Origin of the sequence: Pantoea sp. Tr-811 (assembly GCF_011752535.1) — a bacterium.
GTDB lineage: Bacteria > Pseudomonadota > Gammaproteobacteria > Pseudomonadales > Pseudomonadaceae > Aquipseudomonas.
Map to the genome: position 1 here is coordinate 45,629 of NZ_VWXJ01000004.1, position 15,181 is coordinate 60,809.

A 15,181-nucleotide genomic window follows, 5' to 3' on the forward strand; every position below is an offset into this window, starting at 1 on the left:
AGGGCTTGCGGCAGCGGTGGCTGCTCATTCTTGCAGCTTGAAGCTTGTGGCTTGCAGCTGCATCCAGTCACCGGAGGGACCATGAGCTACGTTATCGACCGACGCCTGAACGGCAAGAACAAGAGCACGGTCAACCGCCAGCGCTTCCTGCGGCGTTACCGTGAACATATCAAGAAGGCCGTCGAAGAGGCCGTGAGCCGCCGCTCCATCATGGACATGGAACACGGCGAACAGATCAGCATTCCGGGGCGCGACATCGACGAACCGGTGCTGCACCACGGTCGTGGCGGCAAGCAAACCATCGTGCACCCCGGCAACAAGGAATTCACCGCCGGCGAACATATCCCCAGGCCCCAGGGCGGTGGCGGCGGCAGTGGCCGCGGCAAGGCCGGCAATTCCGGCGAGGGCATGGACGATTTCGTCTTCCAGATCACCCAGGAAGAATTCCTCGAATTCATGTTCGAAGACCTCGAACTGCCCAACCTGGTCAAGCGCCACCTGACCGGCGCCGACACCTTCAAAACCGTACGTGCCGGTATCGCCAACGAAGGCAACCCGTCGCGCATCAACATCGTTCGCACCCTGCGTTCGGCCCATGCCCGGCGTATTGCCCTGACCGGCAGCAGCCGCGCCCTGCTGCGCGAAGCGCAGAAGGAGCTGGCCCGGCTAAAGGTCGAGGAGCCGGACAACTTCACCGATATCCAGGAAGTCGAGCAAGAGATCGAACGGCTCAAGGCACGCATCAACCGCCTGCCCTTCCTCGACACCTTCGACCTCAAGTACAACCTGCTGGTCAAGCAGCCCAACCCCAGCTCCAAGGCGGTGATGTTCTGCCTGATGGACGTGTCCGGCTCGATGACCCAGGCCACCAAGGACATCGCCAAGCGCTTCTTCATCCTGCTGTACCTGTTCCTCAAGCGTAATTACGACCGCATCGAGGTGGTGTTCATCCGCCACCACACCAGCGCCCGTGAAGTCGACGAGGAAGAATTCTTCTATTCCCGGGAAACCGGCGGCACCATCGTTTCCAGCGCGCTGAAAATGATGCAGGAAATCATGGCCGAACGTTACCCAGCCGCCGACTGGAACATCTACGCCGCCCAGGCCTCCGACGGCGACAACTGGAACGACGACTCGCCCATCTGCCGCGAGATCCTCTCCAAGCAGATCATGCCCCACGTGCAGTACTACACTTACGTCGAGATCACCCCGCGTGAGCACCAGGCGCTGTGGTACGAGTACGAGCGAATCGGCGAGGCTTTCCCCGACACATTCGCCCAGCAGCAGTTGGTTTCGGCCGGCGATATCTACCCGGTCTTCCGTGAACTCTTCCAGCGCAGGTTAGCCACATGACCGCCAGAGCACAGAGACGCCAACCCATTTCCACCGGGTCCGAGTGGACGTTCGAGCTGATCCAGACGTACGACCGGGAAATCAGCCGCCTGGCCGAACGCTACGCCCTGGACACCTACCCCAACCAGATCGAGGTGATCACCGCCGAGCAGATGATGGACGCCTACGCCTCCGTCGGCATGCCGCTGGGTTATCACCATTGGTCCTACGGCAAGCAATTCCTCAGCACCGAGAAGTCCTACAGCCGGGGCCAGATGGGCCTGGCCTACGAGATCGTGATCAACTCCGACCCGTGCATCGCCTACCTCATGGAAGAAAACACCATGTGCATGCAGGCACTGGTGATCGCCCATGCCTGCTACGGCCACAATAGCTTCTTCAAGGGCAACTACCTGTTCCGCACCTGGACGGACGCCACCTCGATCATCGACTACCTGGTGTTTGCCAAGCAGTACATCGCCCAGTGCGAGGAACGCCATGGCATCGATGCGGTGGAAGACCTGATCGACTCCTGCCATGCGCTGATGAACTACGGTGTCGACCGCTACAAGCGCCCCTACCCCATCTCTGCCGAGGAAGAACGCCGCCGGCAAAAAGACCGTGAGGAGCACCTGCAGCGGCAGATCAACGACCTGTGGCGCACCATTCCCAAGAGCGCCGAAAAAGGTGGCGAGCGAGACGATGCGCGCTTCCCTTCCGAACCGCAGGAAAACATCCTCTACTTCATCGAGAAAAACGCCCCGCTGCTCGAACCCTGGCAGCGCGAGGTGGTGCGCATCGTGCGCAAGATCGCCCAGTATTTCTACCCGCAGCGCCAGACCCAGGTGATGAACGAGGGCTGGGCGACCTTCTGGCACTACACCCTGATGAACGACCTGTATGACGAAGGCCTTATCACCGAAGGCTTCATGATGGAGTTCCTGCAGTCGCACACCAGCGTGGTGTTCCAGCCAGGCTTCGACAGCCCCTACTACAGCGGCATCAACCCCTACGCGCTGGGCTTTGCCATGTACACCGACATCCGCCGCATGTGCGAGAACCCAACGGAGGAGGATCGCCGCTGGTTCCCCGACATTGCCGGCAGTGACTGGCTGTCTACCCTGAAGTTCGCCATGAGCAGCTTCAAGGACGAGAGCTTCATCCTGCAGTACCTGTCGCCCAAAGTGATGCGCGACCTGAAGCTGTTCAGCATCCTCGACGACGACCAGCGCGATGACCTGCTGGTCCCGGCGATCCACGATGAGGCAGGTTACCGGATCATCCGCGAGCAACTGGCGGCCCAGTACAACCTGGGCAACCGTGAACCCAACGTGCAGATCTGGAGCATCGACCGCCGCGGCGACCGCTCGCTGACCCTGCGCCACCAGCAGCACAACCGCAAACCGCTGGGCGACTCCACCGAGGAAGTGCTCAAGCACCTGCACCGCCTGTGGGGCTTCGATATTCACCTGGAAACCGTGCAAGGCGACCAGGTGATGAAAACCCACCATATGCCACCGCGCGGGGAGCATGGCGACAGCGGTGATTATGGCCGCATGGACCTGGCCGTCATCCACCACCTCTGACCTTCCACGCCCCACCATTACTGCCGACAGGGTATCCTGTGGGCAGTAATGGAGGCTGCACATGCACATCTACAAAGTTGGCGGCGCGGTACGTGACCGCCTGCTCGGGCGCCCGGTCAGCGATATCGACTGGCTGGTGGTTGGCGCCACGGTCGAAGCCATGCACGCCCAGGGTTTTCGGCCCGTGGGCGCTGATTTTCCGGTTTTCCTGCACCCGAAGACGGGTGAGGAATATGCCCTGGCCCGCACTGAGCGCAAGAGCGGCCGTGGCTATGGCGGATTTACCTTCCACGCCAGCCCCGACGTAACCCTGGAAGAAGACCTGATTCGCCGCGACCTCACCATCAATGCCATGGCCGAGGATGAGCAGGGAACCGTGTACGACCCCTACGGTGGCCAGGCTGACCTTGAACAGCGCCTGCTGCGCCATGTGTCCCCAGCGTTTGCCGAAGACCCTTTGCGCGTGCTGCGCGTCGCCCGCTTTGCCGCGCGTTACGCACCGCTGGGCTTCCAGGTTGCCGAGCCAACCCTGGCACTGATGCGCCAGATTGCCGAGTCGGGCGAGCTGCAGGCCTTGACTGCAGAGCGCAGCTGGAAGGAGATAGAACGGGCGCTGATGGAAAGCCAGCCGCAGGTGTTCATTGAAGTGCTGCGCGCCTGTGGTGCCCTGGTGCAGTTGATGCCGGAACTGGAGCGCGGCCCGGACACCCTGCCAGCGCTGCACCGGGCGGCGCAGCACCAGCAGCCCCTGGCGGTGCGTTGGGCGTGCTTGTTGCGTGGGCTTGGCCCTGCAGAGATCAAGGCGCTCAACCAGCGCTTCAAGGCACCGCGTGAATGCCAGGAATTGGCCGTGCTGGTAGGGGAATTTGCCGGGCATGCCGATGACGCGCTGCAGCTAACGCCTTCGAACCTGCTGGAAATGCTGCAGAAATTCGACGTTTATCGGCGCCCGCAACGGTTTGAGGATTTTATTGCTGCGTGTGAAATGGCAGCGCCTGAGGGTTATCCACAGGCCGATTATTTGCGCGGGGCGGTGGCAGCGGTTCGGGCTGTGGACGTGAAGCCGCTGGTGGCAGCGGGGCTGAGCGGGCGAGGTTTGGGTGAGGCGCTTAAAGCTGAGCGGCTTAAAGCGCTTGAGGCTTACGCGCGCGGTTGACCCTACCGGCCTCTTCGCGGGGCAAGCCCGCTCCTACAAGGCCCGCATACACGCGGGCCCTGTAGGAGCGGGCTTGCCCCGCGAAAGGGCCGCCACAGGCTTACACCTGGGTCAGCTGCAACCCCCGCCACTCGAAGGCAACCGGTGCCAGCACCTGGTCGATCTGCGCCTCCTGCCACAACTGCGCCATGCTTTTCCCCGCCCCAGGGTGAACCAGCTCCGGCGCAAGCAACGACAACGGCCACAGCACGAACGCATTCTTCAGGATTTCCGCCCTGGGCAGCACCAGCCCATCGAACGTGCCATGCAGCTGGTCATACATCAGCACATCGATATCCAGCGGCAAGCCCTTGCGGTCCGGGGCATAGCGGCCATTGTCGGCCTCGATGAACTTGAGCCGGCGGTCCAGCTCCAACAGTGGCAGTTCGGTCTTGCCAGTCACCACGAAGTTGATGAACGGCCCGCTCTTGATCCCCACCGCCTGGCTTTCGAAGGCCGGGGAACAGCGCATATCCGTAAGAATGGCCGCCAGGGCATCGAGCCCGGCACCCAGGTGCCGGTGGCGGTCGATGTTGCTGCCCAGCCCCAGGTAAACCGTGCTCAGAGACATCCGCGCTCGATCTCCACGCCAACACCGCCGCGGGCCGCCGGGATCGCACCCGGCTTGGTCAGCTTGAGCCGCACCCACGGGATGTGGAATTCTTCCATCAACGTCGCGACCAGGCGCTCGGCGAAGGTTTCCACCAGCTCGAAGCGCGCTTGTTCGGCAAAGGCCTGGATGCGTGCCGTGACACTGGCGTAGTCCAGCGCCTTGCCCAGGTCGTCATCCGCCGCCGCCGGGCGGTTGTCCCAGGCGAAACTCAGGTCCAGGCGCAGGCACTGGCGAATATCCCGCTCCCAGTCATAGGCACCGATGACGGTATCGACTTCCAGGCCTTCGATGAACACTCTGTCCAAGCACTTCTCTCCACAGCACGACAAGGGCGACGGGCGCCGTTAGAATCAGGGCGTCCTCGCCCGGAATAGTTAGCATGTTTTGGTTATTGGCGCTGCTCGCCTACCTGCTCGGCTCGCTGTCCTTCGCCATCGTCCTAAGCCGCCTGTCGGGCAGCCCAGACCCGCGTTCCTGCGGTTCGGGCAATGCCGGCGCCACCAACATGCTTCGCCTGGCGGGCCGTAGACTGGCGATCCTGACCCTGCTGGGCGACCTGTGCAAGGGCTTGTTGCCGGTACTGCTGGCCCGCGCTGCCGGCCTGGGCCTGCAGGAGCAGGCCTGGGTCGGGGTGTGCGCGGTGCTTGGCCACCTGTTCCCGCTGTACTTTCGCTTCAAAGGCGGCAAGGGCGTCGCCACTGCCGCAGGCATGCTCATGGGCCTGTACTTCCCGGCCGCACTGCTGGCCATCGGCGCCTGGCTGCTGACCTTCTACCTCACCCGCACCAGCTCGCTGGCAGCGCTGGTTGCCACGCCGCTGACCCTGCCACTGCTGGCCTGGCGCGAGCCGGAGGCGCTGCTGCCGATCGCCGTGCTCACGGTCATGATCGTCTGGCGCCACCGCAACAACCTGCGCGACCTGTTCGCCGGGCGCGAACGGCACTTCTGACGCGCCCTTCACACCGGCGGCAACTGCTCCATCGGCCAGCGTGCCTGCACGCTGATCGCCAGGTCCTGCTGCTGCCCGGCCAACAGGCGCTGGCAGCCGGCATAGGCGATCATCGCGCCGTTGTCGGTGCAGAACTGGGGGCGCGCGTAGTACACATTGCCCTTGATACTGGCCAGCATGTCTTCCAGCGACGCACGCAGCGCCTTGTTGGCGCTCACGCCACCGGCGATCACCAGGCGCTTGAGGCCGGTTTGCTTCAGCGCACGCTTGCACTTGATGGTCAGAGTCTCCACCACTGCCTGCTGGAATGCCAGGGACAGGTCGCAACGGGTTTGCTCGCTGTCGTCACCGGCATTCTTGCACTGCTGCCAGGTGTTCAGGGCGAAGGTCTTGAGGCCACTGAAGCTGAACTCAAGCCCTGGGCGATCGGTCATCGGCCGCGGGAACACGAAGCGCCCGGGCACGCCCTGTTCGGCCAGGCGGGCGATTTCCGGGCCACCTGGGTAATTCAGGCCGATCAGCTTGGCGGTCTTGTCGAACGCCTCGCCGGCCGCGTCGTCCAGGCTCTCGCCCAGCAGCTCGTAGCGGCCAATGCCATCGACCCGCACCAACTGGGTGTGGCCGCCGGACACCAACAAGGCGACGAACGGAAATTCCGGCGGATTTTCCTCCAGCATCGGTGCCAGCAGGTGGCCTTCCATATGGTGCACGCCAACCGCCGGAATGTCCCAGGCAAAGGCCAGGGCCTGGGCGCACGAGGCCCCCACCAGCAGCGCACCGACCAGGCCGGGGCCCGCGGTGTAGGCGATGGCGTCGATCTCGGTGGCCACGCAGTCGGCCTCGGCCAACACCTGGCGGATCAGCGGCAGCATGCGCTTGACGTGGTCGCGCGAGGCAAGCTCGGGCACCACCCCGCCGAACACACGGTGCAGGTCGATCTGGCTGAACAGCGCGTCGGCCAACAAACCGCGCTCACTGTCGTATAATGCGACGCCGGTTTCGTCGCAGGATGTTTCCAATCCCAGTACTAGCATGGGCTCGTCCCTTGTGGGGGCTGAATTCGAAGCCGCGCATGATAGTCCCCGTGCCGGGTGCCGACCAGCGGTTTTCGATCAGAGGCTTTGCATTCCGGCGTACTAAGGGTTAACATCCGCAACCCTTGAAAACCGACGTTCTCCAGCACACCTTTTGTTTTGCCAGGAGCACGTCTACCCCGGTAATGAATTAAGGTAGCCCTGGATGCCAGCCGTCAAAGTTAAAGAGAACGAACCCTTCGACGTAGCTCTGCGTCGTTTCAAGCGCTCCTGCGAAAAAGCCGGTGTACTGGCTGAAGTTCGTAGCCGCGAGTTTTACGAGAAGCCGACCGCCGAGCGTAAGCGCAAAGCAGCTGCTGCTGTTAAGCGTCACGCCAAGAAAGTTCAGCGCGAACAGCGCCGCGCCGTTCGTCTGTACTAATACAGGCGTTCTACGCAAGAGCTTCTGCCCAGCCCGGCTCAATGCCGGGCCAATGGCAGCGGTTTGCTTCAAACCTTGGGCAGCTAGCTCAAGGCGCCCTTCGCAACCTGCAGCGGGCATGTTTCACAACGTCAGAGCTGGCTACGGCCAGGCGTGCACGTCCTGACTGACGAGCCCTTGCGGCTACCGACGAGCACACACTCCCTCGCACTTCCCCTATCAGCATTCGCCCCTCTTCGGCGCGTTAGCGATTAGACTTGCCAGTTGCCAGATGACGAGACTGCCATGGCCGGGCTGATTCCCCAAAGCTTCATCGACGACCTGATCAACCGCCTCGACATCGTCGACGTGGTGAGTTCGCGCGTCCAGCTGAAAAAAACCGGCAAGAACTACTCGGCCTGTTGCCCGTTCCACAAGGAGAAAACCCCCTCCTTCACGGTCAGCCCCGACAAGCAGTTCTACTACTGCTTCGGCTGCGGGGCTGGTGGCAACGCCCTTGGCTTCGTCATGGACCACGACAACCTGGACTTCCCCCAGGCCGTTGAGGAACTGGCCCGCGCCGCCGGCATGGAAGTACCCCGCGAGCAAGGCCGCCGCGACCACAAGCCGCGCCAGCCCACCGACTCGCCCCTGTACCCGCTGCTGGACGCTGCCTCGGAGTTCTACCGCCAGGCCCTGCGCAACCACCCGACCCGCAAGGCGGCGGTGGATTACCTCAAGGGCCGCGGCCTGTCGGGCGAGATCGCCCGCGACTTCGGCCTGGGCTTCGCGCCGCCTGGCTGGGACAACCTGCTCAAGCACCTGGGCGCCGACACCCTGCAGCAGAAGGTGATGATCGACGCCGGCCTGTTGATCGAGAACGCCGAGAGCGGCAAGCGCTACGACCGTTTCCGCGACCGGGTGATGTTCCCGATCCGCGACAGCCGCGGCCGCATCATCGCCTTCGGTGGCCGGGTACTCGGCGACGACAAGCCCAAGTACCTGAACTCCCCGGAAACCCCGGTGTTCCACAAGGGCCAGGAGCTCTACGGGCTGTACGAGGCGCGCAAGCACAACCGCAACCTCGACGAGATCATCGTCGTCGAAGGCTACATGGACGTCATCGCCCTGGCCCAGCAAGGCCTGCGCAACGCCGTGGCCACCCTGGGCACCGCCACCAGCGAAGAACACCTCAAGCGCCTGTTCCGCGTGGTGCCCAGCGTGTTGTTCTGCTTCGACGGTGACCAGGCCGGGCGCAAGGCGGCCTGGCGCGCCCTGGAGTCGACCTTGCCTGCCCTGCAGGACGGGCGCCGCGCGCGCTTTCTGTTCCTGCCCGAAGGCGAAGACCCCGACAGCCTGGTGCGCGCCGAGGGCACCGATGCCTTCAAGGCCCGCATCAACCAGCACGCCCAACCGCTGGCCGACTACTTCTTCGAGCAACTGAGCGCCGAGGCCGACCCGCGCTCGCTCGAAGGCAAGGCGCACATGGCAACCCTGGCCGCACCGTTGATCGAAAAGATTCCCGGCGCCAATCTGCGCCAGCTGATGCGCAACCGCCTCAAGGAAATCACCGGCCTGGACACCCAGCAGGTCGAGCAACTGGCGCAACAGGCCCCGGCGCCGAGCAGCGTGCCGGACTACGACCCAGGCTATGACTACGATGCCATGGCCAGCTTCACCCCCGACTACGGCGACGTGCCGCAGCACGATTACGCCCCTGTTCACCAGGAACAGGAGTGGAAGCCGAACAAAGGGGGCGGCAAGAAGCCCTGGAGCGACAAGCCCTGGGACAAGAACCGCAAGGGCGGCAAACCGTGGCAGCAACGCGACGAGGCACCGCCCCGGGTGCCGGCGCCCGTCGAGCCGCCGACCCTGGCGGCCCTGCGCACCCTGCTGCATCACCCGCTGCTGGCGGGCAAAGTCGAGGACGCCAGCCACTTCGCCGACGAAGAACACCTGTACAGCCAGCTGCTGGTAGCACTGATTGAAGCCGCGCAGAAAAATCCTGGGCTAAGCTCAATGCAGTTGATCGCACGCTGGCACGGCACCGAACAGGGCCGCCTGCTGCGGGCCCTGGCGGAAAAGGAATGGTTGATCGTGGCCGACAGCCTTGAACAACAATTTTTCGACACTATAACTAGCTTGTCCGCCCGCCAACGCGAGCGCAGCCTGGAACAACTGCTCAGGAAATCACGTCAAAGCGAATTGACCAGCGAGGAAAAAACCCAGCTCCTCGCCCTGCTGAGCCGGAATGTTCCCGCACAAACGCCGACCTCATCTGGCGCGTGAGGCCCATGCTCGGGTATAATCCTCGGCTTGTTTTTTGCCCGCCAAGACCTTCAGTGGATAGGGTGTTATGTCCGGAAAAGCGCAACAGCAGTCTCGTATCAAAGAGTTGATCACCCGCGGTCGTGAGCAGGGCTACCTGACTTACGCGGAGGTCAACGACCACCTGCCTGAGGATATTTCAGATCCGGAACAGGTGGAAGACATCATCCGCATGATCAACGACATGGGGATCAACGTATTCGAGAGTGCTCCGGATGCGGATGCCCTTCTGTTGGCGGAAGCCGACACCGACGAAGCCGCGGCCGAAGAAGCCGCTGCTGCGTTGGCGGCAGTTGAAACCGATATCGGCCGCACGACCGACCCAGTGCGCATGTACATGCGCGAAATGGGTACCGTCGAGCTGCTGACCCGCGAAGGCGAGATCGAAATCGCCAAGCGGATCGAGGAAGGCATCCGTGAAGTCATGGGCGCCATCGCTCACTTCCCGGGTACTGTCGACTACATCCTCGGCGAATACGACCGCGTCACCGCCGAAGGCGGCCGCCTGTCCGACGTTCTCAGCGGTTACATCGACCCTGACGACAACATCGCCGCGCCAACCGACGAAGTGCCGGTTCCCGGCGCCAAGGCCCCTGCGGCCAAGGAAGAGTCGGACGACGAAGACGAAGAAAGCGAAGGCGGTGACGACGAGGAAGAGGCCGAAAGCGGCCCCGATCCGGTCGTTGCAGCCCAGCGTTTCGGTGCCGTCGCCGATCAGCTCCAGGCCACTTCCAAGGTCCTGAAGAAGAACGGCCGTGACGTCAAGGAAAGCATCGAGGCCCTGCAGGCCCTGGCTGACCTGTTCATGCCGATCAAGCTGGTGCCCAAGCAGTTCGACGTTCTGGTGGAGCGCGTACGCGATGCCCTGAACCGCCTGCGTCAGCAAGAGCGTGCGATCATGCAGCTGTGCGTGCGTGACGCCCGCATGCCGCGTGCCGACTTCCTGCGCCTGTTCCCAAGCAACGAAACCGACCAGACCTGGTCCGGTGACCTGGCCAAGCGCAGCACCAAATGGGCTGCTGCCCTGGGTGAAAAGGACGCCGCCATCGTTGCTTGCCAACAGAAGCTGATCGACCTTGAAACCGAAACCGGCCTGACCGTCGCCGAGATCAAGGAAATCAACCGTCGCATGTCCATCGGTGAGGCGAAAGCCCGCCGCGCCAAGAAGGAAATGGTCGAGGCGAACCTGCGTCTGGTGATCTCCATCGCCAAGAAGTACACCAACCGTGGCCTGCAGTTCCTTGACCTGATCCAGGAAGGCAACATCGGCTTGATGAAGGCGGTGGACAAGTTCGAATACCGTCGCGGCTACAAGTTCTCGACCTACGCCACCTGGTGGATCCGCCAGGCGATCACCCGCTCGATCGCCGACCAGGCGCGCACCATCCGTATTCCGGTGCACATGATCGAGACGATCAACAAGCTCAACCGTATTTCCCGCCAGATGCTGCAGGAAATGGGTCGCGAACCGACCCCGGAAGAGCTCGGTGAGCGCATGGAGATGCCTGAGGACAAGATCCGCAAGGTGCTGAAGATCGCCAAGGAACCGATCTCCATGGAAACCCCGATCGGTGACGACGAAGATTCGCACCTGGGCGACTTCATCGAGGACTCGACCATGCAGTCCCCGATCGACGTGGCCACGGTCGAAAGCCTCAAGGAAGCGACCCGCGACGTGCTCTCGGGCCTGACCGCACGTGAAGCCAAAGTGCTGCGCATGCGTTTCGGTATCGACATGAACACCGACCACACCCTTGAAGAAGTGGGCAAGCAGTTTGACGTGACCCGTGAGCGGATCCGTCAGATCGAAGCCAAGGCGTTGCGCAAGTTGCGCCACCCGACGCGCAGCGAACACCTGCGCTCCTTCCTCGACGAGTGATGACGAACCCCGGCCCAGGCCGGGGTTTTTCTTATGTGACAAATGGCTGTGGCAAGTAGCTACCCACGCGGCATATTGCCCGTCTACACTCGACTTCAGACTTCCTGAATGCGAGGCTGCTATGCCGCCGATGCCGGCCATTCTGTTGTTGCTCCTGATTCTGTGGAACACAACGGCCGGCGCCCTCACCCTGACAGACGAGGAAAAAACCTGGCTCACTGCCCACCCGCAGTTGAGGCTGGGCGTCGACGCCTCCTGGCCACCGTTCGAATTTCGGGACCAGGAAGGCCGGTACCAGGGATTGGCCGCCGATTACATCGCCTTGCTTCACGAGCGCCTTGGCGTTGCCCTCGACCCGGTCGAGCCAAGCAACTGGACCCAAGTGCTGCAGCAGGCACGCGAAGGGCGCATCGATTTGCTGCCCGGCATCATGTCGACCCCGGAGCGCCAGGACTACCTGGCCTTCACCCGCCCCTACCTCGATTTCCCGATTGTCATCCTGGCCCATGATGGCGGGCCGCAACCACGCACCCTCAAGGACCTGTACGGGCTGAAGGTCGCCGTGGTGGAAAACTATGCCCCCCACGAGCTGCTGCGCACCCACCACCCGGACCTCAACCTGGTGGCCATGCCGAATGTGAGCTCCACCCTGCAAGCCTTGGCCACCGACGAAGTGGACGCCGTGGTCGGCGACCTTGCATCGAGTATCTGGAGCTTGCGCCAGCTCAAGCTCGAAGGGCTGTACGTCAGCGGCGAAACGCCCTACCGCTACCAGCTGGCAATGGCCGCGCCGCGCGATCAGAAGGTGCTGGTCGGCATTCTCGACAAGGTCATGGCCGACATGTCCGACGAGGAAATCAGCCAGATCCAGCAACGCTGGGTCGGCAATGTCATCGACCAGCGCAGCTTCTGGCATGACACGCTGATCTACGGCCTGCCGGCGATGGTGCTGCTGATCGGTGTGCTCGCCGTGGTGATACGCATCAACCGCCGGCTCAGCTCGGAAATTTCCCGGCGCATCGCCCTGGAGCAGGAACTGCGCAGCAGCGAGTACCATTACCGCGGCCTGATCGAAAGCCTGTCGGCGATCGCCTGGGAAGCCGATGCCAACGACTTCACCTACAGCTATGTCTCGCCCCATGCCGAAGACCTGCTGGGCTACGCCCTGCACGACTGGCTCAAGCCCGGTTTCTGGCGCAGCATCCTGCACCCGGACGACGCCCTCTGGGCCCAAGCCTACTGCGAAAGCGAAACTGCCGCCGGGCGCGATCATAGCCTGGATTACCGGGTTATCCGCGCCGATGGCCAGGCGCTGTGGGTTCGCAACATCGTCAGCATGATCGAGCACGGCCACCAGCCGGTGATGCGCGGGCTGATGATCGACATCAGCGAAACCAAGCGCACCGAAGACGCACTGCGCCTTTCGGAACAGAAGTTCGCCTCGGTCTTCGAGCAGTGCCCGGACATCCTGCTGATCGCCCGCCACAGCGATGGCGCGCTGCTGGAAGTCAACGAGGCATTCGAGGAACAGATTGGCCTGAGCCCAGGCGAAGTGATTGGCCGCACCGCCACTGAACTCAACCTGTGGGGCAGCGAGGGCATGGGGCCGAAACTGCTCGAACGCCTGCACCAGGGCGGTATCCGAAACCTGGAAATGACCTTCCGCCGCAGCAACGGCCAGCTGTTCACCGGCCTCACCTCGGCGGAAACCTTCGAGCTCGACGGCACGCTGGCCCTGGTGGTGGCGGTGCGCGATATCAGCCAGCTCAAGGAAACCCAGCAGCAGTTGCAAACCTCCGAGGAAAAGTTCGCCAAGGCCTTCCACGCCTCGCCCGACGGCTTGTTGCTGTCGCGCCAGAGCGATGGCCTGCTGCTGGAGGTGAACGACGGTTTCTGCCGCCTGACCGGCTACGACTTCAACCCTTCGGTGGACCAGACCTCGTTCGACTTAGGCATCTGGGTCGACCTCAACGAACGCAAGCGCATGGTCGAACAGTTGGCCCGCGATGGCTACGTGCGCGACTTCACCTCCCACTTGCGCCGCAGCGACGGGCAAATTCGCCTGTGCGAGCTGTCGGCAAGGCCATTGCCGATTGCCGGCGTGGACTGCATGCTGACCATCGCCCGCGACATCACCGAGCGCCACCTGATGCAGGAAAAACTGCAACTGGCCGCCACGGTGTTCGAAAACACCGCAGAAGGCGTGCTGATCACCGACATCGACCAGCGCATCAGCGCGGTTAACCGTGCCTTCAGCGAAATCACCGGTTACAGCGAGATCGAAGCCCTCGGCCAAACGCCTCGCCTGCTCGCCTCGGGCCAGCATGACAGCGCGTTCTATGCCGCCATGTGGCACCAGTTGACCGATGAGGGGCACTGGCAGGGCGAGATCTTCAACAAGCGCAAGAATGGCGAACTGTACCCAGGCTGGCTGACCATCAGCGCCGTGCGTAACCCGGAACGGGCGATCACCCACTTCGTCGCCGTGTTCGCAGATATTTCCAGCCTCAAGCACGCCCAGGCCAAGCTCGATTACCAGGCCCACCACGACCCGCTCACCGGCCTGCCCAACCGCGCCCTGTTCGAGAACCGCCTGCAGGCAGCGCTAACCTGCGCCCAGGTGTCCAACCGCCAGGGTGCGGTGCTGTTCCTCGACCTCGACCGCTTCAAGCACATCAACGACAGCCTCGGCCACCCGGTCGGCGACCTGCTGCTCAAAGGCATCGCCCAGCGCCTCAAGGAGCAAGTGCGCGATGTCGACACGGTGGCCCGCCTGGGTGGCGACGAATTCATCATCCTGCTACCTGGCTTGCACAAGCCCACCGATGCCGGCGCCATTGCCAATAAACTGCTGGCCTGTTTCGTCGCGCCGTTCCAGGCCGGCGAGCATGAGTTCTTCACCAGCGCGAGCATCGGTATCAGCCTGTATCCACAGGACGGCAGCGACGTCGCCAGCCTGATCCGCAATGCCGACGCGGCCATGTACCGCTCCAAGGCCAAGGGCCGCAACCGCGTCGAGGCCTACACCCGCGACCTCACCGCCCAGGCCAGTGAACGCATTGCCCTGGAGCACGAACTGCGCCGCGCCATCGAACGCAACGAGATGAGCCTGAGTTTCCAGCCCAAGTTCAGCCTCAAGACCCAGACCTTGGTGGGTGCCGAAGCCTTGATCCGCTGGAGCCACCCAACCTTCGGCGAGGTGCCGCCGGAGCACTTCATTCACCTCGCCGAGGAAAACGGCAGCATCCTCCAGCTTGGCGACTGGGTGCTGGAACAGGCCTGCCAGCAGATGCACCGCTGGAAGAAGCGTTACCAGGCGTTCGGCCCGCTGTCGATCAACTTGGCCGGCGCCCAGTTGCGCCAGCCCAACCTGGCCAAGCGCATCGAGCACCTGCTCAAGGCCTACCAGCTCAAGGCCGGCGACCTGCAATTGGAGATCACCGAGAACTTCATCATGAGCCAGGCCGAGGAAGCCCTGGCCGTGCTGCACCAGCTCAAGCTGTTGGGCGTGCAACTGGCGATCGACGACTTCGGCACCGGCTATTCGTCGCTGAGCTACCTCAAGCGCCTGCCGCTGGACATCCTCAAGATCGACAAGTCGTTCATCCGCGGCCTGCCAGACGACCCCCACGACGCCGCCATCGCCCGCGCCATCATCGCCCTGGGGCGCAGCATGCAACTGACCATCATTGCCGAGGGCGTGGAGAACCAGGCGCAGCAGCGTTTCCTGGCCGCCGAGGGGTGCGAACAGATCCAGGGCTACATCGTCAGCCTGCCCTTGCCAGCCGACGAATTCGCAGCGACGTTCCTTCGTATATCACTAAGCGATCTTTCGGATGGCACGGTATCGAAACCCTCGTTATAA

General features: G+C 63.0%; 11 protein-coding genes. 8 read left to right on the top strand and 3 right to left on the bottom strand.

Annotated features, from left to right (window positions below; genetic code table 11):
- Nucleotides 1–81 precede the first annotated feature (81 nt).
- From F3J44_RS07295 to cca, 3 genes are all read left to right on the top strand, one after another.
- A complete protein-coding gene (locus tag F3J44_RS07295; protein ID WP_167066519.1) occupies nt 82–1,353 on the top strand; it encodes a YeaH/YhbH family protein in 1,272 nt (423 codons plus the stop codon).
- Nucleotides 1,350–2,918 carry a SpoVR family protein gene (locus tag F3J44_RS07300; RefSeq protein ID WP_167066517.1) on the top strand — a complete coding sequence of 523 codons (1,569 nt, stop codon included), beginning with the start codon at nt 1,350–1,352 and terminating at the stop codon, nt 2,916–2,918. The genes F3J44_RS07295 and F3J44_RS07300 overlap by 4 nt, the downstream gene beginning before the upstream one ends.
- A 61-nt stretch (nt 2,919–2,979) precedes the next feature.
- Nucleotides 2,980–4,074 carry a multifunctional CCA tRNA nucleotidyl transferase/2'3'-cyclic phosphodiesterase/2'nucleotidase/phosphatase gene (gene cca, locus F3J44_RS07305; RefSeq protein ID WP_167271446.1) on the top strand — a complete coding sequence of 365 codons (1,095 nt, stop codon included), beginning with the start codon at nt 2,980–2,982 and terminating at the stop codon, nt 4,072–4,074.
- 100 nt (nt 4,075–4,174) lie between these two features.
- Here the strand turns inward: cca and folK are convergent, their stop codons facing one another.
- Together folK and folB are read right to left on the bottom strand one after the other, a co-directional pair.
- Nucleotides 4,175–4,684 (bottom strand): 2-amino-4-hydroxy-6-hydroxymethyldihydropteridine diphosphokinase, encoded by a 510-nt coding sequence (folK, locus tag F3J44_RS07310; RefSeq protein WP_167066511.1) that lies wholly within the window; start codon nt 4,682–4,684, stop codon nt 4,175–4,177.
- Complete coding sequence (folB, locus tag F3J44_RS07315) at nt 4,675–5,022, bottom strand: dihydroneopterin aldolase (protein WP_370526720.1); 348 nt, start codon at nt 5,020–5,022, stop codon at nt 4,675–4,677. The genes folK and folB overlap by 10 nt, the downstream gene beginning before the upstream one ends.
- Nucleotides 5,023–5,105: 83 nt before the next feature.
- Here folB and plsY point away from each other — a divergent pair, with 83 nt between their 5' ends.
- A complete protein-coding gene (plsY, locus tag F3J44_RS07320) occupies nt 5,106–5,675 on the top strand; it encodes a glycerol-3-phosphate 1-O-acyltransferase PlsY (RefSeq protein ID WP_167066505.1) in 570 nt (189 codons plus the stop codon).
- Nucleotides 5,676–5,683: 8 nt separating this feature from the next.
- Here the strand turns inward: plsY and tsaD are convergent, their stop codons facing one another.
- Nucleotides 5,684–6,709 (bottom strand): tRNA (adenosine(37)-N6)-threonylcarbamoyltransferase complex transferase subunit TsaD, encoded by a 1,026-nt coding sequence (tsaD, locus tag F3J44_RS07325; protein ID WP_167066502.1) that lies wholly within the window; start codon nt 6,707–6,709, stop codon nt 5,684–5,686.
- Nucleotides 6,710–6,914: 205 nt separating this feature from the next.
- Here tsaD and rpsU point away from each other — a divergent pair, with 205 nt between their 5' ends.
- The 4 genes from rpsU (at nt 6,915) to F3J44_RS07345 (ending at nt 15,181) form a co-directional block, all read left to right on the top strand.
- On the top strand, nt 6,915–7,130 hold the full coding sequence (rpsU, locus tag F3J44_RS07330; protein ID WP_003255575.1) for a 30S ribosomal protein S21: 216 nt from the start codon (nt 6,915–6,917) through the stop codon (nt 7,128–7,130).
- Between the two features lie 285 nt (nt 7,131–7,415).
- The gene (gene dnaG / locus F3J44_RS07335) at nt 7,416–9,398 is read left to right on the top strand and encodes a DNA primase (RefSeq protein WP_167066499.1); all 1,983 of its coding nucleotides are present in this window, start codon (nt 7,416–7,418) and stop codon (nt 9,396–9,398) included.
- 67 nt (nt 9,399–9,465) lie between these two features.
- A complete protein-coding gene (rpoD, locus tag F3J44_RS07340; RefSeq protein WP_167066496.1) occupies nt 9,466–11,316 on the top strand; it encodes an RNA polymerase sigma factor RpoD in 1,851 nt (616 codons plus the stop codon).
- Nucleotides 11,317–11,437: 121 nt separating this feature from the next.
- Nucleotides 11,438–15,181 (top strand): bifunctional diguanylate cyclase/phosphodiesterase, encoded by a 3,744-nt coding sequence (locus F3J44_RS07345; RefSeq protein ID WP_167271451.1) that lies wholly within the window; start codon nt 11,438–11,440, stop codon nt 15,179–15,181.